A 20,265-nucleotide genomic window follows, 5' to 3' on the forward strand; every position below is an offset into this window, starting at 1 on the left:
ATGATCACTCGAAAGGTGAGCGTACCGCAGCACCATTTCATAATTTGACCAACCACCCAGTTGTTGCAGTTCATGTAATGGAGTACCATTTTGAACATGCCAACTGGCCCATGTATGTCTTAAATCATGCCAGCGGAAATTATCGATTCCTGCTCGTTTCAATGCCTTTTGCCAGGCATGATTATTACATCGTGTTACTGGATGACCCTGATAAGTAAACACAAAAACGGGATGCTTACCTAACTCTGACTTTAAAATAGTAAGGGCCTGTTTGTTAAGCGGTACTGGAATGGGTCTTTTTGATTTGGATTCATCAGCATGGATAAGGGCATGCTTTTGAATCAAGTTAACCTGGCACCATTTCAATTGCGTAACATTGGATTCTCTTAAGCCGGTGGCTAAGGTAAAAGAAGCCATTGCTTTCAAGTGGGAAGGTAATTCCTTCAGTAAACCATTCACTTCTTGTTTTGTTAGCCAACGAATCCTTTTATTTTCAACTTTCCTCATTCGGATTGATGGTACTACTTCGAGCCAGCCCCATTCCTTATGGGCACGATTTAAAATAGCTCGAACAAGCTCCAGTACTCGATTAACAGTAGTCGGAGAAACGTTTTCAGCTTCTTTCTTTTTTGCAATCCAATCAATCAAATCACGATCGATCTCGCACAACTTTTTTGTCCGAAAAAATTGATCCAGCCAAGCTAGATGAATTTTATCGGTTACCAAACTGCGCTTATGTGTAGATTCTTCTAACCAACGAACTACAGCATCCATCCATGATTTTTTAGGTATTGATTTGATTGTTGCCTGAGCCCACAGTTCATGCTTGAACTGATCATGAAACCGTTGTGCATCTTCTTTTATTTCAGTCCCAGTAGTTTTTCGTATTCTTTTTCCTTTGTGATGGATATCAACCCACCAAACTCCCTCTCTTTTGTAGAGTGCCATTTTGTATTACTCCTATGGTCACCCTGCGATGCGTCAACGTAAAAGTACTTGTTTCGAATATACATCGCAAGGTCTTGTTCAATAAAAATCCATTTTCTGCCAATTTTTACACCCGGTAATCGGCCAGTTGCTACTAAACGTCTGATGGTTTCTTTATGCGCTCCCAGAAACTCGGCTGCTTTTTCAAGATCGAGTGTTTTCATGTCATTTCCCTATTCAAACAATTTTTGAACGTTGGTTTTGGAGGTGTGGATATCGAGAATAATTAGGTAAAGCTTAATCAGTTGCTTCTCAGATAATAATTTTTCTGGCAATTTTTGGTTTAAGTAGATGGAGCGGATTTCTTTAACGGAATAGCTTGTAAAGTCTGCGATTGTCTCAAAAGTATAATTGGTGGATTCAAGTAAAAATTGAATCATACCCTGATATACCTTCAACCGTGAATTCCTGTTCACTGAGAACTCCTTTCTAATTATTGAGGCTAATCGTCGTCATTTGCTATAACAACAATGATTTAAATAATAACAATGTTGTTATTAAAGTCAAACATTATTGTTGTATTGTGTTCCGTAAATAAATTAATGTTTGTTTAAATCTGCTCTTACTGTACAATTTTGTTTTTGGAAGAAACTAAGGTGTTTTATGGAGATTGAGGAACTAGACCTTGACCATGAGCAGCGTTGCGCAATTGCTCAAAACCTTAGTGAACTTATAGTCATTCGCAATACAACGGAAACGAAAGTCGCTCAGGAGTTGAATATTCCTGTAATGACTATTAGACGGTTACTATCCGGTGAAACCACAGACCCGAGAGTCTATACATTAAAAACGCTTGCTGATTACTTCGGTGTTACTGTTGATACATTGCTTGCGCCCAACTCTAAAACCAATCCTCACCATCTTAATCATTCTCGGCCTACTTTTGTTCCTGTCTTTGATTGGGATACTGCGAAAAATGCTGGCGCTGTTGATCTAAAGAAGTGGAAAGAGTGGCTGCCTATCACGATTGAAAAAAATCAGAGTTTAAGTGCTCAAGCCTTTGCTCTTGAAAGCCGCCCCTCTATGTATCCGCGCTATTCGCCCGGAACGGTTTTTGTTTTTGATCCGGAGTTAACCCCGTCTGATGGTGATTTAGTACTGGTTAATTTACGGGAAAATAACGAATTAACGTTACGAGGATTATATATTGATCCCCCCGAATGGGAACTACATCCCATTAATCAGGGCGCGCCCATTCTGAAATTTGATAAAAATGCACATGAGATAGTCGCTGTAGTGTTCTTAACACTGTTTTTTAATAGGAAAATACGCCCCCAAGGATGATGTACCATGTTGTTGCAGCCGTTAACTGAAACGTTTTCAAATCTTCTGTACCCTAAACGAAAAAATAAACGTGCGCGAAAATCGTTTATCCTCTACAAAATTGTTGATTTCTATCCTTACCACGACCAAGGGTATTACAAAGTCCAATACATCAATTCAAAGGCTGTTATTGATCTGACGATAAACGATATCGTTTTTGATTTAGATATTCTCCATGGCTTACACCCCGTACAAAGCTGCTATATCGGTATCGAATACTCAAAAATAGTTAAATCCAATTCCACTGAAATACGCCAACTTAAACAGGAAAATACCTTTGGTGCTTATTCTGTATCCCGATACGGCAGCTATAACCTTCTTTTTCAAACGAGGGATGGCCTGATTGGTATTGAACATTGGCCAACACAAAAGCAGAGCATTATGGATCCTCAAGAAGTGGCTTTATCTAAGGAGTTAATTAAGGAATTTGATGCAGCACAGGCCTTTTATATTGGTCTTCTTGCCGGTTTAAAAATGAGCACGTCTCCATTAAATCCAATGCCTCCTGCGAAAATTAGCCATCTGCGACTAGTCAAACGAGAGAGTTTTAATGAGCACTAAAAGTGGAAAACAAACATTTATAGACAATCCTATAGCCTATAAAGTGCTCCTCCTACTGAGCATGCTTTATATGAGCATCATGCTTTGCAATGCTGTTTTAACCAATCGCTATATAGGTACTGATGCCTTATTCGTCTTGGGAGGATCCTTTACTTCCCCGCTAGTATTCATTTTGGACGATATCATTGCAGAGGTGTATGGCTATAAAATTACACAATGGTTAATCGTTTCTGGATTTCTGGCACAATTATTTTTTGTTTTAGTATGCCAACTTGTTCTAATTTCACCTCATCCTGTCTTTTTTAAAGAACAAGGCTTTTATAATTATGTATTGGGCTTATCGTTACTGCGGATCACCATCAGTGGTTTTATTGCCTATATTGTCGCCAATTTAGCCAATTCTTATATTTTAACCCGATGGAAAGTACTCCTTAAAGGTCGGCATTTTTGGTTAAGGAGTTTGGGATCGTCTACTTTCTCAGAACTCCTTTACTCTTTTTTCGCCATTTTAATGATGGAACTGGCCTCTATTCCTTTAAGCAGTATCTTAAAAGTGGTGGCGATAAGTTTTTCAATAAAAGCGATTTATAGCATTGTGTTTGCCGGCCCAGCGAACCTTTTAGTTAACTGCATTAAAAATAAAACGGGAATGGATGTTTATGACTTTCCCAAGAAATTTACCCCTTTTAAGTATTCAAAAGAAAATCAGGAGATCATTGCATGATTGAGAAAATAGTCTCAGGTGGACAAACTGGCGTTGATCAAGCTGCCTTATTAATTGCTACTGAAATGGGTATCGACATCGGTGGCTGGTGTCCGAAAGGCGGCCTGGATGAGAACAACGTTAATGTCTTAAAGCAATTCCCTGCCTTAAAAGAAGCAACAACCAGTGATCCCGATGAGCGGACGAAATTAAATATCCGTGATTCGGACGGAACCTTAATTATTGTGCCAAGCTGGCCTTTGCCTGAAAGGGTAAAGGATGGCACAAAGTTAACCATTGAGGATGCAGAGCGTCAAAAGAAACACCATCTAATTATTAGTCTGGATAATAAAGATGAGGCTGTGCAGAATATAAAAGCCTGGATAAATGACAATGATATTCGCGTGTTAAACATTGGTGGACCCAGAGAATCGAATAGTCCGGGGATTCATCAAGGGGCTTGTGAACTATTTCGGGATTTGTTTAAAACTTTGTCTCACAGATTAAGCATATAGCAACGGGGCAGGTTGATCTGCCCTTTAGCAATGCGACTCATTTCATGAAAACGATATTAACATCACTAATAACGACCTCTGATTCTTCTATGTATGATTTCATTAAAGAGACTATCGAGGTTGCCAAATTTAACCCCAGCGCGCCTTATGGTGCGCTCATTGTTTATGATGATCGTGAAATTCTTCTCAAATCGTTTAACTCAGCGAATAATCATCCTAATGCACGGTGAGTTATCGGTTATTCATCGCTTATTTAGTAATGGATTTGATGGCGATCGGAGTAAATTAAGACTTTATAGCACGGCTGAACCTTGCCCCATGTGTGCGGCAGCTGCATATTGGGCAATGATCCCAAAAATAGTTTATGGATCTTCAATTTCTTTTTTGCATGATTTATTTGGTAGGCAGATTCAAATCGGTGCAAAGGAGATTTTATCTAATACTCCCAGTTTTTATGAGGTGGAGTTGGTGGGTGGGGTTATGGAGGGGGAATGTAATGATTTATTCCTGAAAGCAAAACAACTGCAGGGAAATCAGCATGATTAAAAAAATTGTATCAGGTAGGCAAACGGGCGCTGCTCAAGCCGCGTTATTAGTCGCTACCGAAATGGGCATTGAAATTGGCGGTTGGTGTCATAAAGGGGGAATTGATGAGAATGGCGTGAACGTCTTAAAACAATTCCCTGCACTAAAAGAAGCAACGCCCAACGATCCTGATGAAAGAACGAAATTGAATATCCGTGACTATGATGGAATCCCAAGCTGGCCTTTGCCTGAAAAAATAAATGATGGTACGAAATTAACCATTGAGGATGCGGATATTCAAAAGAAGCCTCGTTTAATTGCTAGTTTGGATAGTCAGCATGGGGCTGTGCAAATAATAAAAGCCTGGATAAGTGAGAATGATATCCGGGTATTAAATATTGATGGGCCTAGAGAGTCGAATAGTCCGGGGATTTATCGGCGGCTTGGGGGCTTTTTTACGGTTTGTTTAAAATTGTATAATTTTTCCTAAGTTACTTGAGTATACTCTGCTCTAAGTTTTCGAGTTCAATAACCCAATTATTAAATAATTCACAATTTTCCCGAATAGTTGCAAGACCAATTTCAGATGCAGCTCGGATTGAGTGAAGAGTTTTTTGATATTGAGGAAATAGAGCTTCGAGTCTTTTACTGGGAGCAGAGTGGGGGCTATTGTTTATATGCTCCGGCGATTCGAAATCTTGACGTATTTCATTTAGCTGTGTACGAATTCTTTGGTCTGTAGCTGGAACATTAAAAATTTCTGCTATTTTTTCTGGCTGGCTAAAGAGTAAGCCCTCAAATTCATGAAATTGAATATATGGAATAAAACGTTGCGCAATATTACTGTTTAATTTTTTTATAATTTCTTTAACTAATGCACTCCTAATCACTCCGGCCTTTTCTTTAATGGAATGAATTTTCATTGATTCATTTATACCGGGAAAATCATTTGGCAAGGCGTAATAATCAAGCATTGTCGTACAAAAACACTCCCCATCACCCTTAAGACGAATAGATAAGTCCGTTAATAATCTTTGAAAATTTACATTTCCACCTTTATGTCCTGGAACACCTATTTTTGCTGGATAGATATATAGGCTTGTTGAAGAAATACCAGGACTTAAAATTGTTTGTACAAATTGAAGTTCAGTTTGTCCTTCACAAATAATATGTAGGCGTATCATTCATTACATCCTTTTAAAATATTTTTCTCCCATAACTCACCCAAAGAATAATTATCTAACCATTCTTTGAATTTATCTGAGCTATAACGTTGAAAACGGGAGTTCCCATTGTCTCGTTCAACTACAATTAAATCTTCAATGTTAAATTCATTTATTAAAGTTACAGATTGAGTAGAAACAATAATTTGGGATTTGTTAGAAGCTGAGCGCAACATTGCTCCTAGGAGAGAAATAGCATAAGGATGTAATCCTAGTTCGGGCTCATCAATAATAATTAGACTAGGCGGGTTGGGTTGTAGTAATGCTGTGGCTAGGCATATAAATCGTAGTGAGCCATCTGAGAGTTGGCTTGGCCAAAATGGATAATCATTATTTTTTTGTTTCCAAAGAAGTCTGATTTTTTTTTCTTCATTGGGCAATACATCAGGTTTAAATATGAAATCATCAAAAAATGGTATAGCAAGTTGAACAGTTTTCCTTATCTCATAATAACTTTCGGGATGCTCACTGGATAATCGATACAAAAAAGCAGGAAGATTTGAGGCATCAGGCCTTAAATATGCATTATCATGGATAGAGCAACTTCTCTTAACGCCTGCAGTATCAGTGGTATCATCAAAATGATAAATTTTCCATTTTGATATAGCTCTTACTATATATGAAGCTATTGCTCTAGTATCTTTTTCATCATTCAATCTTGATTCAAGATGGCCGTTACCAAGATCGGGTTCTGTTACACCGTACTTAGGGCCATCGAAATATAAAATCTCTTTTGAAAAAACAAGACCACCGTCTATGGTTGGTTCAAGAGCAGCATGATATTTATTTTTACCAAAATGGAATTGGATTTCGATTTCGTTAGTGTTTTTGATTCCGTAACTTAATAAACGTTCTGAGCCGCCTAACTTTTTAACCCATACTTGTAAATTCTGAGTTACTATTTTATCTAACAATTCAAAGAAAGATAGAAAATTACTTTTTCCTACTCCATTGGCACCTATTAAGATATTCAGCTGATTTACCTTAAATTTTTCAAGAGATACAATAGATTTAAAGCCTTTGATTGTTATCCACTCAAGAGAACTCATATCATTTCCAAGTCTAATATATATATATAGGATATCACTTCCTCATAAAAAATATTAATACATCATCATTTAACTTTTATTTAATAAATTTAGTCCCCTACCATTAAATAAAGCAAAATATGTTGGTTCTTCTCTTAATAGATAGGCAACATAATCTAAACCTCCAAGAATCACCGCCTTATTAAAGCCGTCCATCCCCGACTTAATCACCAAGCCGCCAAGTTCAATCTTACGCCGAGTATCCGCCCGGCGCTTTTTCAATTTCTCAAGGGCGAGTGACTTTTCACAGCGGACAATCAGCTGCTGCTGTTTTTGAATGTTGGTTTTAGTGGTCATGCTTAAGCTCCTTGGCAATTTTGGCGAAAACCAAATCCAGTTGCTTTAAGTCATGATGATGGAGCTCGTGTTTGTAGGCGAGGGTGCCGATTTCGAGCTTATTTTTATGCTGCAATTGCTCAAGCTTTTTCTTGGCTTGTTCAATTTTATCCATGAGAGCATCTTCCATTTGCGATCGTGTCATCTTTGACATGGTCTCTCCGCAAAAGTATTGATGTCGCTAAACAGCATAATGGCACCGATCTCCGAAATCAATATCCGTGCAACAAACAAGCGAAGCGCCTCATTCCATCCCGAAAGCGAAAAGCGAAGGGCGCAATATACAAACTTTGTTTGTGTTGCTAAGATAGCTGTATGGCTATCGCTTTCGCTCGTGTATCAATACACACTCGCTCGAAAGGACACAGCGCAGTAGCCGCCAGTGCTTACCGCACGGCAAGCAAGCTATTAGATGAACGAACAGGAACTAACTATGATTTTTCCAATCGTAGCGAAGTCGTTTTTTCTGAAATCATGCTACCCGAAGGGGCATCGGACAAATTTCAACAACGTGAATTGCTATGGAATGAAGTCGAGCGTGCCGAGACACGTAAGAATTCGCAATTGTGCAAAGATGTTGTTCTTGCCCTACCCAAAGAATTAAGCATTGTTGAACACATCGAATTAGCCCGCCGCTTTGCGCAAACCCATTTTGTCGATAACGGCCTGCCTTGCGATATCGCGATTCATGATGACAAGGATGGCAATCCCCACGCCCATATTCTGGTGACCTTGCGCCGATTGCAAGGCGAGCATTTTGCCAAACACAAGGCACGAGATTTAAATCCTACTTTTGCCAAAGGGATTATTGTCGAAGGCGATTACTGGAATGAGCAATGGCGTTCTTTTCAAACGGACTATTTCCAGGAAAAGAAAATTGACCTGGCTGTGGATTTAAACCACCTCATCAGCGAAAAGCACGAAGGACGAAATCGTGATGAAGCGAATCATTACCTTCGTGAAGAAAACCAACTCATTCGGGAAGCACGGGAAGAATTAGCCCTGCATGATTTGGATAACCTCTTAAACCAATTATCATTAAGCCACAGCGTGTTTACCCGCAAGGACATTGAAAAGCTGCTGTTTAAAAGCATTCAATCGGATACCACCAGCACCGCTTATTTAAATCAAGTCGCGCAATTACTTGCTCATAAAGATGTTATCAATCTTGGCGTGAATGACAGCGGGGTTGAATCGTACACCACCCGCCATCAATACATCGCCGAGAGCCGGCTCTTAAGTCATGTTGAGAAAATGCGCTTAAGACAGGGGCATGTTTATTCGTTATCAAGGGATGTTATCCTTAAAAATTACCCGCTCAATGACGAACAAAGAGAAGCGTTTCATTACATCACTCAGGGTAAAGACATCAGCGTACTCATTGGCCGCCCCGGTGTCGGTAAAAGCTATTTATTAAAACCCATCAAGGAATATTTTGAAGCCAACCGTTGCCGGGTGCTAGGCGCGTCACTCTCAGGAAAAGTAGCCAAAGCCCTGCAATCCGAAACCGGCATTCAATCCTCGACCATCGCCTCATTGGCCTATCGACTGAGCAACAAGCAAATGACATTAAGGCGTAATGACGTGCTGATTATTGACGAGGCCGGCATGGTGGATTTTTCAAGCCTTGCTTATTTAATTGAAGCCGCTAGCAAGGCGAAAGCCAAAGTCATTTTAGTCGGCGACCCTGACCAGTTAAAGCCGATTAACAAGGGTGAGATTTTCAGAGGCATCGCCGCGCATACCGGTTATATCGAATTAGACCAAATCAGACGTCAACGCGATGAAGGCGACCGTAAGGCCAGTATGGATTTAGCCAAAGGGGAAGTGAAAAAAGCCATTGACCATTACGCCAACAAAGGCGCGATTCATTTCGCCGAGGTTGTGTCGGAATCGCAGGAAGCCATGGTTCACTCGTGGGTATCTGGAATTCATCAGCTAAGCGATTGCCAAAACAACATGATGCTGGCTTTCTCACGAGCCGCTGTTTATTCCCTCAACGAGCAGGCAAGGGAGCGTTTAAGAAACAAGGGTATGATTGGTCATGAGGATTTTGACTATTCAAGCGAAGGTGGTGAGAAAATCATTGCGCTGGCACAAGGTGAACGAATACTGCTACGCCAAAACGACAAAGCCATTGGCATTCGTAATGGCGACTTAGCTACTATCCTTGCTATTGATAAGGACAGTTTGACAGCCCAATTAGACAGTGGCGAACAAGTGGTAATTCCTAAGACTTACCGGCATATCGAATACGGTTATGCGCTTACTGTTCATAAAGCACAGGGTATGACCGTGGATAAGGTCAAGGTGCTTATCGACAGTCAATACTGGGATAGAAACTTAAGCTTTGTTGCCTTAACAAGGCATCATGATTCAGTGGCGGTGTATGCCAACCGCCACCAGCATGCCGACTTAGGTACACTCACCAAAACCCTGTCGCGCTCAGTGGCGAAAGACAACGTCATCGACTGGCCACTGGATTTCGCCCTGCGCGCCGGATTTAACCCCGACAGCATGGTGGGCAAGGCGCTTAATCATATCGCAGGCGTTGGTCATAAGATTAAAGAAAAATTCAATTATCTCGCTAATTACGAAGAATACTTAAAACAGCAGCACGACAAAGAAAGAGCACTGTCGAAGCAAGAAAGGCGCTTAATTGCCAAGCAAGCGGCGGATTACATGGATGAGCAATCAGAGTATTTAAAAATCAGATTACAAATCACCAAGGAAGCCAAGCAGCAAAACATCAACATCAGCCAGCATCCGCAATTTCAAAGCCTTTACGCCCAATCCCTGGCAAGGGATGAAAAAGCCCATCGACTATGGACAAACCATCACCAGCAATTGGCAGATAACCCTCATTTGAAAGAAGCGGCCGCTTCAATTGAGAAAGCCAGCCTGCGCTATGAGCGTTATCAAACCATTGTTGCCATTGCTCAGAAAAAATCATTGAAAGAGCAGGATATGCCGCAGTTGGAGAAAATTAGCTGGAAAGTGGATGGCGTTCATATTTCGCAGGTGGCGAAGGAGTTGGGGGTTAAGCCGCAGCAGCTTTATAAAACTATTCAGGTTAGGCAGATTGAGAAAGAGAAGATGGTGTTGAATGAGCTTAAGCAGCAATATCCTCACTTGGCTGAGTATGAAAAACTTAGGCTTACCCAGCAAAAGACCCACAGGGTACAAGATAAAGGAGATAAGCTTTTAAAACAAAAGACTATTGAAATTTTAAGTGATAAAGTCTTTCTTGATCAGGTAAGAATACAATTACCTTCTTTACATAAAAATTTAAACCAAAATTTAGATGCCAAGTTAATTAACATTGATAGAGAATAATTATGGAAGATTTAAATTCTGTTCGCTCTAAAGTAGAGAAGTATGAAGATAGATTTGTGGTATTTGTTGATATATTAGGATGGAAATCCAAGATAAAGGAGTCTGAGGAAAATCCGAGTTTAGTTGGAGAATTATCTCGCTGCTTATATAGCATTAAAGAATATCATAAATATCATGAAATAAGTAACCAGTTAAAAATAAGCAATATTCAAGTATCGCAGTTTTCAGATAGCATTTTTATGTCAGCCAAACCTGATAATGATTTTTCATTAATAGAGTTGGAATCATTCCTAAATCAATCAATCTGGATGCTTGTAAATCTACTGTTAGGTCAGAATCTACTATTTAAAGGCGCCATTTCTTTTGGAAAGGTAGTTCATAATTCTGATATTGTTTTTGGACCTGCACTGAATAGAGCATATTTACTTCATGAAAATTATAAGCGCCCTAGAATTATACTCGATCCTGACTTAATTGAGAGATTAAATTTATCAGCATCCATAACAGGCTCTAGAATAGTGGATGGAGATCAGAAAATCTATAAAAAAACGTTTAGAATGGATGACGATAACGTATTTTTCTATGATTTTTTACAACCCTTGATACCCTCTAAGGCTCCTGATCTTAAACGTGTTAAAGACATGATTTCGCAATCAGTGAATCATGAGGACGAAGGAGTTAAAAATAAATATATATGGCTATCACAATATTATGATTCTATTGTTGAGCAATATAATATGTGTGACAAATTTGACTGATTTATGCTTGTATAGAATATTAAACAGAAAGCGATTGAATATATGGAAGGCTAAATGGATAAATCAAAGTTTATTTCACTTCTTAAAAACAATGATAAGGAAAACTTAATTAAATTTATTAATGAGGAATCAGCTTTTTCTAATTTTAGAGAGGAAATGATTCGATTTGGTGATCTAATCTCAAAAGTTGATATTCCTCTGTTAGCAGAATGGTTCCTTAATAGAAGTCGAAATATAAGTCCTGAAAATGTACTTTCAGAATTAGAAGAATTTTTAGTTTCTGAAAATATACCTGGTCGTTATATTGTTACCTTAAAAGGAATCAATTTAAAAAATAGTCTAAATATAAATAAATCCATTCGCTTGGTACCCATTACTGAATTAAAATCTCTTTATAGAAATACAATTTCTGAATATAATAAAATCTTTGAGTCCTTAACACAGGCCATCGTAAACATCAACAAAAAAGTATTAGAAGAAACTGCGGCGCTCGAATGTTTTGGCATTTCCAGCCCCTGTTTTACAGGCCGGCACAATATCAATAAAGAATTTCATCTTCCATATAATAACCTTCATAGTTTATGCAGTATGTTTGCCTTAATTGGACCCTGTGCTCCTTCTGTAATCAGTTGGTGGTGGGAGCCAAATGAAAACATACCTTATTCTGGGTATTCAATTAGTAGAGCAGAAACAAATCCAGATATAATCAATAGTACTAATTATGATTTAACTACAGATGATGAAAATGAATTAGTTGAATTAGCAGAATTATTTTTGAAATTTAACTCCAAAAATGAGCTTCATATTCCATTAAATCGATTAAACAGAAGTTTAGTTAGAATAGAGCCTATTGATCAATTAATTGAGTTGGCCATAGCTATGGAGAGTCTTTTTCTTAAGAGCGATAATACAGGTGAGCTAGGGTTTCGGTTAAGAACCACAATAGCAAAATATATGGAAGAAGATATTGGGAAGAGACAAAAATTGGCTGAGATTATTAAAAAATTCTATAGCTATCGTTCCAAGGCCGTGCATAAAGGGAAAGTAGAAGACAAGGATTGGGAAAAAGTTAATAGTAGCATTGACGCAACTCAAGATATCCTCATCAATGCTTTAAAAAAAATAATTAAAGAAGGTGATGTGCCTGACTGGGACAAAATTATTTTGAAATAATATAAATTTAAAATACATGTATTGCTCTTATTTTTCCCAACGTACTCGATTTCTCTATTAGCCCGAACCTTCCCACTCGCAAAATTCACCAACCAAGCCTTAGAAACCCCGGCCTCGGTCGAACTCCAGTAAAACTCCGGTGCAAAGCTCGATAGGTTATTGCTTTGCAGGTTCTGATAGAGCAGTTGCAGTTCGTAGGCCGAGGGCAGATACCAGTCGCCGTAACAAAGCGTGTCAGGCGCCACCGGTGTTTTACACGGCGTTACCCCATCGCCCAACACTTTAAAATTCGCTGCCACCAAGGCCGCAAAATTTCCTTGTTGGTTATCTGCGGTCTGCTGGGCGATGATCAAACGGGTGTTGGTTTCACCGGCGCCGATGCCGTCACCCTGCGCATTGGTAATTTTGTTGTCGGAATCGCCATTGCGCCATGAAATGCCTTTCTCCAAGTTAAAATTCACATATAGGCCTTACCTTTCCTAAGGTGCTGGCTTTCTTATCGAAGACAATAGCCCCATCCGCAAAACTCACCAACCAAGCTTTAGAAACTCCGGCCTCTGTCGAACTCCAGTAAAGCTCTGGTGCAAAACTCGATAGATTATTGCTTTGCAGGTTCTGATAGAGCAGTTGCAGCTCGTAGGCCGAAGGCAGATACCAGTCACCATAACAAACCGCGTCAGGGGCTACGGGTGTTTTACACGGCGTTACTCCATCGCCTAACACCTTGAAATTCGCTGCTACAAGTGCCGCAAAGTTTCCTTGTTGGTTATCCGCAGTCTGCTGGGCGATGATCAAACGGGTGTTGGTTTCACCGGCGCCGATGCCATCGCCCTGGGCATTGGTAATTTTGTTGCCGGAATCACCGTTACGCCATGAAATGCCTTTGTCCAGCGCATTGCGTTTGCTGGCGATGAGGCCGTGCTGGCCGGATTCATCCACATAAAAAACAATACCACCTCTGTATTCTTCGCCAATGGTGTGGCGTGATACCTTGGCCTGAATGACGCTGCCGTTGATTTCAATGCCATCACCGGCAGTGTAGTGGACGGGTTTTGGCAGGGCTTCGACTTTGGCCATCAGGCCATTGAGGTCATTGCGCAGGCTTTGAGTGATTTGGCGCAGTTCGCTGGTTAAGTTGTACAGCACCTGAATGTTGTACCAGATGTTGTCACTGTCGTTGGCAAAGGTGACGGATGAAAAGGCTAAGGTTATCAGGGTGATTAATTTTTTCATGGGTACTTCCTTTTAGTCTAATGATTCAATGATTTCTGCCCGGATAAAGGGCGAGGCTTTAATGGTTTGCTTCGGTACCGGTGGTGCGGGTAATACCAAATCTTTCATGTCCGGGTTTTCATACCAAACCGCCTGCCGCGCCTTAACGGGTGAAGAACCCGAACGCAGGATGAGGTTCACGTGCGCTGGCATTTTCATCAGTTCATCCGGGCGCATTAAGGGAATGGCCTGATAGCTCACTGTTTTGCTGTCACTGATGCCATGATGCTGGTCAGATACCGAGCGTGACATCACCCGCTTGGTGCGGGTTCCCAACATTTTGCTGATGAATTCCGCGTCCTGAATGTCTTCGGTGGCAAAAGCGATTTTGGTTTTTATGTTGGTGAAGGCGCGTGCCTCGACATGGCTGTATTTTTCAAAGGTCTGGGCGATGTACTGAAACATCAGCACGCAGCGTACGCGGTATTCGCGAAGGAGCTTTAAGGAGCGGCGAAGTCGTTCAATGCGGCCCAAGGATGAAAACTCATCAATCAGGCAGAGCAAGGGATACGGTTCTTCTTTGGGATTAGGAATTTCACGAATCATCGCTGAAATCAATTGTTGCCAAAACAGAGTCAATAAAGGCGCCAGTCGCTCCATATCGTCATCGCTAAAGCCGACATAGATGGTCATTTTTTTACTCCGTAAATCACGAAAATCAAAATCGCTGGCATTAGTGGCGGCATCGATGCGCTGGTCGTCAAACAACTCAAAGTAACCGGAAAAAGTCTCTAAAATGGAACTGCGGGTTTTGTCATGGTTGTTGATGTAGGAATAACCGTTGCGATAAAACTCCGGGTCAAAGTAGTCGGTGGTATCGAGTTGTTCCTGCAGCCAGGCATCAAAATTCTGCTGTTTTACTAAGCGGTTGATTTCGCCTAAGGTCACCGGTCGCTCGTTGGCATCCAAAAGATAGAGCACCAGCGTTTTAAATAGTTTGCGGCTGGCCTGTGTCCAGATGGGGTCTTTGCTGTTATCTGGCATTAAGATGTGGCCAATGCGCTGAATATCGGTCATGCGCTCCATTTTATCCTGAGAAATGGCCGACAGAGGATTAAAGCGATGGGTACGGCCTTCGGGGTGCGCCGGTGCAAAGCAATAACAGGCATGACCCAATGCGGTTTGGCGAAAGCCGGCGGTGGTTTCATAAAGAGTGAGTTTCACGTCATTGCACACCACCGAATAGGGGTAATGCAACAAGTTAGGAATAGCAATGCTTCGTGTCTTCCCACTACCAGACGGCGCAAACACCAGCACGTGTTCAAAGCCGTTGGCATACAGCGGTGCATCCCATTTTTTGCCGATGACAATGCTCTCGTCCTCCCGTTTAAAAAAACCGGCTTTTTTAATCTCGAAACCATTGGCAAAATGGGCATTGCCGAGTGCTTTACTGGCTGGGCGGAAGCGCTCAAAAAGCACCATGCCAAATACCAATGAGAACAAGCCCATCGAAGTGGCTATGCAATACTTAAAGTGCATCAACGCCGTGTCATCGCTTAGCAGCATCAACCAAAGCGTGTCGTAACTGTTAAGGCTTAAGTCCTCAAACCATGCAAACAACGCGAGACCCGCCACCACCATGGCCACAACGGCGACCCACACCCCGCCAGCTAAAAAACTCAAGTAACGGCAAAAGCCAGTCTGGCGAAAGCCGACGATAATAACCAGCGGCACGCCAACTAACAGGAAGGCTAAGAGTAATTCCATGCCAAACCCATGCTGCCAGAGCGCAATGCCGCTTAACGGCGTTGGCCATTGCGGCAAGCCGGTTAAGCGCAAGGCCACGAGATTAATGAGTTCTAAAACCAAGACAAAAACGCTTAATGCACTAACCCATTTCAATGGTCTTCTCCCAGATAAGTGTCTGCGTCTTTAAAATAAACCCAGGTTGCCATGCGTCCCTGCGGGGTGCGCTGCACCTGCACGATGATGTCGATGATTTCATGCAGTTCGCGCAGAATGTCGTCATCACGCATGGACGGTACGTTATTGAGCTTGTAAAGCTGGGTCATGCGCATGAAAGCGACACGCGGGTTACTGGCATGAATGCTGGTAATCGACCCCGCATGCCCCGTGGCGCAGGCGCTTAAAAAATCCAAGATTTCGCGACCACGAATTTCACCCATGATGAGGCGGTCGGGGCGAAGGCGCAGCGAGCACTGCACCAACTCCTGCATGGTTAAGGCTTTTTCCCCTTCGCGCCTTTTGGGCGCTAACAGGCTGACTTGATTGCGATGCGGCGTAACCACCTCGTAAGTGTCTTCCAAGGTAATGATGCGCTCATGCAAAGGGATGTGGTTGCAGCAGGCATTTAAAAACGTGGTTTTACCGGAGGAGGTTTCACCGGCGATGACGATGTTTTTCTTTTGAAGTACAGCTTGAGCAATAAACTCATCCCAGCGCTTTTGGTGATACAAAGACAGCAAGGCCTTATCGTCCGCACTCTGTAAACTCGCTCGGTCGCAATCCAAGTAAAAGGGTTGCGCTTGCTGATAAAAGTCGCTCGCGGCATAGTCAGTTAACGTGCGTGCGACAATCGATTGGCGGCGAACCGATAAGGTGTAATGCTTCGCTGCCGGAGGAATGACTAATTGCACGCGTGAGCCATCGGGTAAATTGCCTGAGAGCATGGGCGAGGCATCATTTAAAACCTGCTGGTTTTCATTGGCGAGCAGCGTAAACAAATGCTTTAAATGACGCTGTGAGAGTACCGGCAGTGGATGGCAGGTCATCTCCCCGAGTGCTTCGATAAACACCTCACCCGGCTGATTAATGAGAATCTCCGACACCGCCGGATTATCAAGCCAGGGTTTTAAGGGAGCCAGTAAACCCTCAGAGCCTGGTGCAAAGTGCCGAGCTTCGTTATACGTCATGACTGGCTCCGACCCGGTAAAAGTCCAAGTCATGGGCGACAAACACTTGAATCTGCGCACCCTGATTAATCTGTAAAGTGGGGCGAATCATCATGTCGTTTTGCAGCGTTTGTCCGGAGGCTTGTTGCAGGCTGCCGGCAATGGCCATGCGGTATTGCGATTGCGAGTTGTATTGGTCTTGGCCATTGACGCCGCTGGTAGCCGTGTAGGCACCTAAAACGGACAGTAGCGCACTGGTGCCGAAGCGTTCAAAGAAATGGCGATTGATGTAATCGGCTTCCTGACCGGCACGTCCGATGCTGTCGGTGCCCGGACTGTTTAGAGTGACAATGACGCCATTGGCTAACTGCACGCGATTCCAGACCACTAAAATGCGGCTTTGACCGTCCGCCACGCTGGCGTTAAATTGCCCGACTAAGGTCGAGCCGCGGGGAATTAAGCGATTTTCGCCTTCCAGTGAATAGATATCGCGGCTGGTAATGGCGCGCACCATGCCCGGTAATTCGGAATGAATGGCGGTTTCTAGGGTCGCCGGAATCATTTCACCCGCCGGTACGGTTAAGCGTGGGTGGGGCAGTTGTTTCGCCGTGGCGGTGGTGATGTCGTTTTGTTGATTCACAAACTGCACGTTGTTACTGTTACCGGTTAATAGACCCCCTTGCGCAGGATTGTTGACCCCAGGGGAACTGGTTCCGCTGCCTTCTTCCTCATTAAAAAAGGTAGTCGGTGCATTCATGCGCGCTACTAAGTCTTTGCTTAACGCCGTTTTGCTGCGAAGCATCGGTGGCCTCACAGCTTCTTGTTCTTGCGCATTGGTCTTTTGCTGCAAGGAGGCTTTCATGCGCTCAAGCAAGGCTAAGTTTTGTGACAGGGTTAACTCCTTGCCGTTGCTGGGGCTTTCTTCGGCGGTTTGCAGTTCCTTTTCCGCACCCGGGGTCAACCACATCACCAGCACGATGAAGAGCATGCCGGCCAGCAGATAGAGGTTGTTGCGAGTTAAATACCGGCGATTGCTTTTTTTAGGAGTCACTTGCGACACATTTCCTACCGGGTTGTCTTGATTCTCACTCATGCTTATCTCCGACCTTGTTTGATTTTGGCAATTTCAAGCGTATTAAATACTGAGGCGACTAAGCCGCCGTGACGCAAGGTAAATTGCGGGGCTAAGCGATGCACCACCAGCACGTTACCTTGACGGCGGGTGTTAACCATGGCCTCTTTGCCGTCTTTCCCATCAACCGCAAAAATCGCCGGCACCGCTTGATTGGCGCGCAGTTCAAAATAGGTAAAACGACCATCGTCATAGACGTGCAGCGGGACAATTTGCGGGTTACCGCTGAAGCGGTAATGGGTGTTGTAGGTTTTTTTTGGCGGGTTTTTCACCGCTTTGGCTTTAGCCGCTGCCTTTAAAAGAGCGACGCGCTTGGCTTTTTCTTCCTCAGGATAAGTAAACACCACCGCATAGGTTTTTTGCTGCGCGGACACATCCAATTTTGGCTGGCTTACCGCCTGAAAATAATAAGTGTGTTTATTGGTCACCACGGTGAGGTTGGTGTTACTGTTTAATACCGTTGGCTTTAAAAACAGCATGTGGCTTAAGCGGCGATGATGGGTCACCATCCAGCCGGCCGTATCACCGCCTTCGATGTCTAAAATCACTTCCTTGTCACTAAAAACAATGTGGGTGGTGGTAAAGGTAGCGGCCTCAATTTTCACCACGTTATGCTCACTGAAGGGCACGTGCTTTACGCGCGCATCTTCACGGTAACCGGTGGGAATTTGTTGCGCGTGTAAGGCAGCACTCATCCCTAACAATAAAAAGAGTAAAAAACGTTTCATGCCTGCTTCTCCGTCACCTGAATTTGTTTGCTGTAGCGAATCACCTGAAAGCCATCCCAGTTTTTCCAGCGCACCTCGGGATTGTTGGAGGGCTTTAAGTACTGCCAGGCAATGAGCGCGTTGTAATGACTCACCTCGGCATGCCCACTTTGCTTGTCGGTGTCGGTGACGGTAAAAGCTACTTCCGCGACATTGTTGTGGTCTTGGTGAAGGTCGTTGCCATTGCTTAACAGGTTGTCTAAGAAATGAATGTTAGCGACTTTTACGTTGCGTGAGACATTGACCTTTAAGCGATTAATCGGGGCGTCTTTATTGGATTTGGCCTGCTCTTTTAAGTACTCATTATTAACGGCCGTATTGGATAACACACTGACTAAATCAAACTGACTGCGATAGGTGCTGACATCAAAGCTTTCACGATTGGTGATGTAGCGCACCAAATCACTTTCCACCTGGGCGCGATTAGTCGGCGCATGGCTTTGTGTTAAGGGTTCAACTGTGGTTAAACCGTTGTCATAATGGTGCACCATCAACGGGATTAAGGTCTGGCAATTGGCTAAGACCATCACCGCTGCAATCGAGAGGAGATTTAAACCCATGCTCGCTAAAAAAGCGGCCTGGTAACGTTGGCGTGACACGGTGATGCGGGCAAAATTATCATCCGCCCAGCGTTTCGCTTCTTTAAAATAAGAGGGATAATGGTTCTGACTCATTTCACTGCTCCTTTGAAGGGGTTAGGCGGGTTGTGGGGTGTGCCTCTAAGCGTCTGCACATTGGTACGGGCGCTGTCAGGGGTTAAGGCTTGACCTAAAAGCCTTGCTTTCTGGCTTAACTGATGAGTGAAGCGGCCAGAGCCTAAAAAGCCACCGATGAAGCCGCCAACCATGGCCGAGCCATTGGCCGTAGAGCAGGCACTGCCGATGCTTTTGGCAATGGAGGTGACTTCAAGAATGGCCATGACGCAAAAGCCTGCGACCATCGCTAAGGGAATCCAATCCACCGCGGTGACGTTCACCGCGTGGGTGTTATAATGCCCGCCTATCGCCCAATGGATTAAATGCAGAGCAAAGCCCACCACGGTGGAGACAAAAATCAACACGAAAGAAAAACCAGCGAGCGTGCCTAACCAACGGTCAAAAAAGCCGCGCGTTTTATCAAACAGGGTAAAGGGGATAAACAACGGTGCAGTACACAGGCAAATGGACAGCATCAATTTGGCAATGACGATTTCAAACAAGGCAAAGCCCACCACCGCAAAGCCTGAGAGGTAAATGAGGGTAGCAGTAAAAATCGGCCCCCAGTGTTTAAACGAGGCCTTATCCCAAGTCCAGGCGCCTACGCGAACTACTTCAATGAACACCGATTGCAGACCGTGATTGATGCCAGTGCCGCCGCCGCTTATCGCCGGCAATTTTGTGGGTGCTAAGTTCATAATGAGCGCGCCAATTTCACCGGCGCTGTTGATGAAAAGCGCGACTACGTAGGCAGAAAAAACACCCCAATTCATTGCCAGCATATAAACCAAGCCGATACGGATTAAGTTTTTCTGGAATTCTTCCATGGGGTTTTTGATGAGGCCGCGCAAAATACCAAAGCCCATCAAGATAATCATCAGGATGCAAAGGCTGCCAATGGGTTTAGCCAGTGCTTGAGCCAGCGCTTGATAGCCTTTAAAGACAAAATCCTTCGTCAGTCCATCAATGTGGCTGGTCAGTTTTAAAATGACGGTGGAATAAGTTGGCGTGTCCATGCG

Annotated in this window: 24 protein-coding genes; 9 read left to right on the forward strand and 15 right to left on the reverse strand. The window is 43.1% G+C overall.

Features of this window, described 5'->3' with window-relative positions:
- From Lrub_RS03420 to Lrub_RS03430, 3 genes are all read right to left on the reverse strand, one after another.
- On the reverse strand, nt 1–948 hold a 948-nt coding region (locus Lrub_RS03420), incomplete at its 3' end, for a tyrosine-type recombinase/integrase (protein ID WP_156413026.1).
- Complete coding sequence (locus Lrub_RS03425) at nt 861–1,151, reverse strand: helix-turn-helix domain-containing protein (protein ID WP_058530793.1); 291 nt, start codon at nt 1,149–1,151, stop codon at nt 861–863. The genes Lrub_RS03425 and Lrub_RS03420, both read right to left, overlap by 88 nt.
- A gap of 9 nt (nt 1,152–1,160) precedes the next feature.
- The gene (locus tag Lrub_RS03430; RefSeq protein ID WP_065235706.1) at nt 1,161–1,403 is read right to left on the reverse strand and encodes a hypothetical protein; all 243 of its coding nucleotides are present in this window, start codon (nt 1,401–1,403) and stop codon (nt 1,161–1,163) included.
- Between the two features lie 187 nt (nt 1,404–1,590).
- On the opposite strand from Lrub_RS03430, the gene Lrub_RS03435 reads away from it, so the two are divergent.
- The 6 genes from Lrub_RS03435 to Lrub_RS03460 all read left to right on the forward strand — a co-directional run bounded on the left by Lrub_RS03435 (nt 1,591) and on the right by Lrub_RS03460 (nt 5,104).
- Entirely contained in the window at nt 1,591–2,271 is a 681-nt protein-coding gene (locus tag Lrub_RS03435; RefSeq protein WP_058530795.1) for a LexA family transcriptional regulator, read from the forward strand.
- A gap of 6 nt (nt 2,272–2,277) precedes the next feature.
- Nucleotides 2,278–2,871 carry a hypothetical protein gene (locus tag Lrub_RS03440; RefSeq protein ID WP_058530796.1) on the forward strand — a complete coding sequence of 198 codons (594 nt, stop codon included), beginning with the start codon at nt 2,278–2,280 and terminating at the stop codon, nt 2,869–2,871.
- Nucleotides 2,861–3,595 carry a queuosine precursor transporter gene (locus Lrub_RS03445; protein WP_082651429.1) on the forward strand — a complete coding sequence of 245 codons (735 nt, stop codon included), beginning with the start codon at nt 2,861–2,863 and terminating at the stop codon, nt 3,593–3,595. Before Lrub_RS03440 ends, Lrub_RS03445 begins: the two co-directional genes overlap by 11 nt.
- Entirely contained in the window at nt 3,592–4,089 is a 498-nt protein-coding gene (locus Lrub_RS03450; RefSeq protein ID WP_058530798.1) for a putative molybdenum carrier protein, read from the forward strand. The genes Lrub_RS03445 and Lrub_RS03450 overlap by 4 nt, the downstream gene beginning before the upstream one ends.
- 93 nt (nt 4,090–4,182) lie before the next feature.
- Complete coding sequence (locus tag Lrub_RS03455) at nt 4,183–4,635, forward strand: deaminase (RefSeq protein WP_237760741.1); 453 nt, start codon at nt 4,183–4,185, stop codon at nt 4,633–4,635.
- Complete coding sequence (locus tag Lrub_RS03460; RefSeq protein ID WP_058530799.1) at nt 4,628–5,104, forward strand: YpsA SLOG family protein; 477 nt, start codon at nt 4,628–4,630, stop codon at nt 5,102–5,104. Before Lrub_RS03455 ends, Lrub_RS03460 begins: the two co-directional genes overlap by 8 nt.
- Nucleotide 5,105: 1 nt before the next feature.
- Here Lrub_RS03460 and Lrub_RS03465 read toward each other — a convergent pair whose 3' ends face one another.
- From Lrub_RS03465 to Lrub_RS03480, 4 genes are all read right to left on the reverse strand, one after another.
- Nucleotides 5,106–5,798 (reverse strand): DUF4276 family protein, encoded by a 693-nt coding sequence (locus Lrub_RS03465; RefSeq protein ID WP_058530800.1) that lies wholly within the window; start codon nt 5,796–5,798, stop codon nt 5,106–5,108.
- Complete coding sequence (locus tag Lrub_RS03470; protein WP_058530801.1) at nt 5,795–6,886, reverse strand: AAA family ATPase; 1,092 nt, start codon at nt 6,884–6,886, stop codon at nt 5,795–5,797. Before Lrub_RS03470 ends, Lrub_RS03465 begins: the two co-directional genes overlap by 4 nt.
- 69 nt (nt 6,887–6,955) lie before the next feature.
- Nucleotides 6,956–7,222: a conjugal transfer protein TraD gene (locus tag Lrub_RS03475; RefSeq protein ID WP_058530802.1), complete on the reverse strand. Its 267-nt coding sequence runs from the start codon at nt 7,220–7,222 to the stop codon at nt 6,956–6,958.
- Nucleotides 7,212–7,415 (reverse strand): hypothetical protein, encoded by a 204-nt coding sequence (locus Lrub_RS03480; RefSeq protein ID WP_058530803.1) that lies wholly within the window; start codon nt 7,413–7,415, stop codon nt 7,212–7,214. The genes Lrub_RS03475 and Lrub_RS03480 overlap by 11 nt, the downstream gene beginning before the upstream one ends.
- A 161-nt stretch (nt 7,416–7,576) precedes the next feature.
- On the opposite strand from Lrub_RS03480, the gene traA reads away from it, so the two are divergent.
- From traA to Lrub_RS03495, 3 genes are read left to right on the forward strand one after another with little or no spacing between them, the layout of a single operon-like run.
- A complete protein-coding gene (gene traA, locus Lrub_RS03485; RefSeq protein WP_058530804.1) occupies nt 7,577–10,597 on the forward strand; it encodes a Ti-type conjugative transfer relaxase TraA in 3,021 nt (1,006 codons plus the stop codon).
- Between the two features lie 2 nt (nt 10,598–10,599).
- Entirely contained in the window at nt 10,600–11,355 is a 756-nt protein-coding gene (locus Lrub_RS03490) for a hypothetical protein (RefSeq protein ID WP_058530805.1), read from the forward strand.
- 54 nt (nt 11,356–11,409) lie between these two features.
- On the forward strand, nt 11,410–12,528 hold the full coding sequence (locus Lrub_RS03495; protein ID WP_058530806.1) for a HEPN domain-containing protein: 1,119 nt from the start codon (nt 11,410–11,412) through the stop codon (nt 12,526–12,528).
- Here the strand turns inward: Lrub_RS03495 and Lrub_RS14500 are convergent.
- Genes Lrub_RS14500 through Lrub_RS03530 form a run of 8 tightly spaced genes read right to left on the reverse strand, consistent with a single transcriptional unit; the run spans nt 12,447 to nt 20,262 of the window.
- The gene (locus Lrub_RS14500; RefSeq protein ID WP_237760742.1) at nt 12,447–12,989 is read right to left on the reverse strand and encodes an Lcl C-terminal domain-containing protein; all 543 of its coding nucleotides are present in this window, start codon (nt 12,987–12,989) and stop codon (nt 12,447–12,449) included. The genes Lrub_RS03495 and Lrub_RS14500 overlap by 82 nt on opposite strands.
- A complete protein-coding gene (locus Lrub_RS03500; RefSeq protein ID WP_058530807.1) occupies nt 12,979–13,761 on the reverse strand; it encodes an Lcl C-terminal domain-containing protein in 783 nt (260 codons plus the stop codon). Before Lrub_RS03500 ends, Lrub_RS14500 begins: the two co-directional genes overlap by 11 nt.
- A 12-nt stretch (nt 13,762–13,773) precedes the next feature.
- Nucleotides 13,774–15,642 (reverse strand): type IV secretory system conjugative DNA transfer family protein, encoded by a 1,869-nt coding sequence (locus Lrub_RS03505; RefSeq protein WP_058530808.1) that lies wholly within the window; start codon nt 15,640–15,642, stop codon nt 13,774–13,776.
- The gene (virB11, locus tag Lrub_RS03510; RefSeq protein ID WP_058530809.1) at nt 15,639–16,673 is read right to left on the reverse strand and encodes a P-type DNA transfer ATPase VirB11; all 1,035 of its coding nucleotides are present in this window, start codon (nt 16,671–16,673) and stop codon (nt 15,639–15,641) included. Before virB11 ends, Lrub_RS03505 begins: the two co-directional genes overlap by 4 nt.
- Nucleotides 16,663–17,745 (reverse strand): TraB/TrbI/VirB10 family type IV secretion system protein, encoded by a 1,083-nt coding sequence (locus Lrub_RS03515; RefSeq protein WP_058530810.1) that lies wholly within the window; start codon nt 17,743–17,745, stop codon nt 16,663–16,665. The genes virB11 and Lrub_RS03515 overlap by 11 nt, the downstream gene beginning before the upstream one ends.
- A gap of 2 nt (nt 17,746–17,747) precedes the next feature.
- Nucleotides 17,748–18,512 (reverse strand): P-type conjugative transfer protein VirB9, encoded by a 765-nt coding sequence (gene virB9, locus Lrub_RS03520; protein ID WP_058530811.1) that lies wholly within the window; start codon nt 18,510–18,512, stop codon nt 17,748–17,750.
- The gene (locus Lrub_RS03525; protein ID WP_058530812.1) at nt 18,509–19,225 is read right to left on the reverse strand and encodes a VirB8 family type IV secretion system protein; all 717 of its coding nucleotides are present in this window, start codon (nt 19,223–19,225) and stop codon (nt 18,509–18,511) included. The genes virB9 and Lrub_RS03525 overlap by 4 nt, the downstream gene beginning before the upstream one ends.
- On the reverse strand, nt 19,222–20,262 hold the full coding sequence (locus tag Lrub_RS03530; protein ID WP_058530813.1) for a TrbL/VirB6 family protein: 1,041 nt from the start codon (nt 20,260–20,262) through the stop codon (nt 19,222–19,224). The genes Lrub_RS03525 and Lrub_RS03530 overlap by 4 nt, the downstream gene beginning before the upstream one ends.
- Nucleotides 20,263–20,265: the final 3 nt, after the last annotated feature.

This window comes from Legionella rubrilucens, from assembly GCF_001468125.1.
In the GTDB taxonomy this organism is placed as follows: Bacteria; Pseudomonadota; Gammaproteobacteria; order Legionellales; family Legionellaceae; genus Legionella_C; species Legionella_C rubrilucens.

Bases quoted from the DNA above. Each gene is read 5' to 3' on its own strand.
- Lrub_RS03425 (WP_058530793.1), bottom strand. From the start codon at position 1,151: ATGAAAACACTCGATCTTGAAAAAGCAGCCGAGTTTCTGGGAGCGCAT.
- Lrub_RS03435 (WP_058530795.1), top strand. From the start codon at position 1,591: ATGGAGATTGAGGAACTAGACCTTGACCATGAGCAGCGTTGCGCAATT.
- Lrub_RS03440 (WP_058530796.1), top strand. From the start codon at position 2,278: ATGTTGTTGCAGCCGTTAACTGAAACGTTTTCAAATCTTCTGTACCCT.
- Lrub_RS03445 (WP_082651429.1), top strand. From the start codon at position 2,861: ATGAGCACTAAAAGTGGAAAACAAACATTTATAGACAATCCTATAGCC.
- Lrub_RS03450 (WP_058530798.1), top strand. From the start codon at position 3,592: ATGATTGAGAAAATAGTCTCAGGTGGACAAACTGGCGTTGATCAAGCT.
- Lrub_RS03455 (WP_237760741.1), top strand. From the start codon at position 4,183: ATGATTTCATTAAAGAGACTATCGAGGTTGCCAAATTTAACCCCAGCG.
- Lrub_RS03460 (WP_058530799.1), top strand. From the start codon at position 4,628: ATGATTAAAAAAATTGTATCAGGTAGGCAAACGGGCGCTGCTCAAGCC.
- Lrub_RS03465 (WP_058530800.1), bottom strand. From the start codon at position 5,798: ATGATACGCCTACATATTATTTGTGAAGGACAAACTGAACTTCAATTT.
- Lrub_RS03470 (WP_058530801.1), bottom strand. From the start codon at position 6,886: ATGAGTTCTCTTGAGTGGATAACAATCAAAGGCTTTAAATCTATTGTA.
- Lrub_RS03475 (WP_058530802.1), bottom strand. From the start codon at position 7,222: ATGACCACTAAAACCAACATTCAAAAACAGCAGCAGCTGATTGTCCGC.
- Lrub_RS03480 (WP_058530803.1), bottom strand. From the start codon at position 7,415: ATGTCAAAGATGACACGATCGCAAATGGAAGATGCTCTCATGGATAAA.
- traA (WP_058530804.1), top strand. From the start codon at position 7,577: ATGGCTATCGCTTTCGCTCGTGTATCAATACACACTCGCTCGAAAGGA.
- Lrub_RS03490 (WP_058530805.1), top strand. From the start codon at position 10,600: ATGGAAGATTTAAATTCTGTTCGCTCTAAAGTAGAGAAGTATGAAGAT.
- Lrub_RS03495 (WP_058530806.1), top strand. From the start codon at position 11,410: ATGGATAAATCAAAGTTTATTTCACTTCTTAAAAACAATGATAAGGAA.
- Lrub_RS03500 (WP_058530807.1), bottom strand. From the start codon at position 13,761: ATGAAAAAATTAATCACCCTGATAACCTTAGCCTTTTCATCCGTCACC.
- virB11 (WP_058530809.1), bottom strand. From the start codon at position 16,673: ATGACGTATAACGAAGCTCGGCACTTTGCACCAGGCTCTGAGGGTTTA.
- Lrub_RS03515 (WP_058530810.1), bottom strand. From the start codon at position 17,745: ATGAGTGAGAATCAAGACAACCCGGTAGGAAATGTGTCGCAAGTGACT.
- virB9 (WP_058530811.1), bottom strand. From the start codon at position 18,512: ATGAAACGTTTTTTACTCTTTTTATTGTTAGGGATGAGTGCTGCCTTA.
- Lrub_RS03525 (WP_058530812.1), bottom strand. From the start codon at position 19,225: ATGAGTCAGAACCATTATCCCTCTTATTTTAAAGAAGCGAAACGCTGG.
- Lrub_RS03530 (WP_058530813.1), bottom strand. From the start codon at position 20,262: ATGGACACGCCAACTTATTCCACCGTCATTTTAAAACTGACCAGCCAC.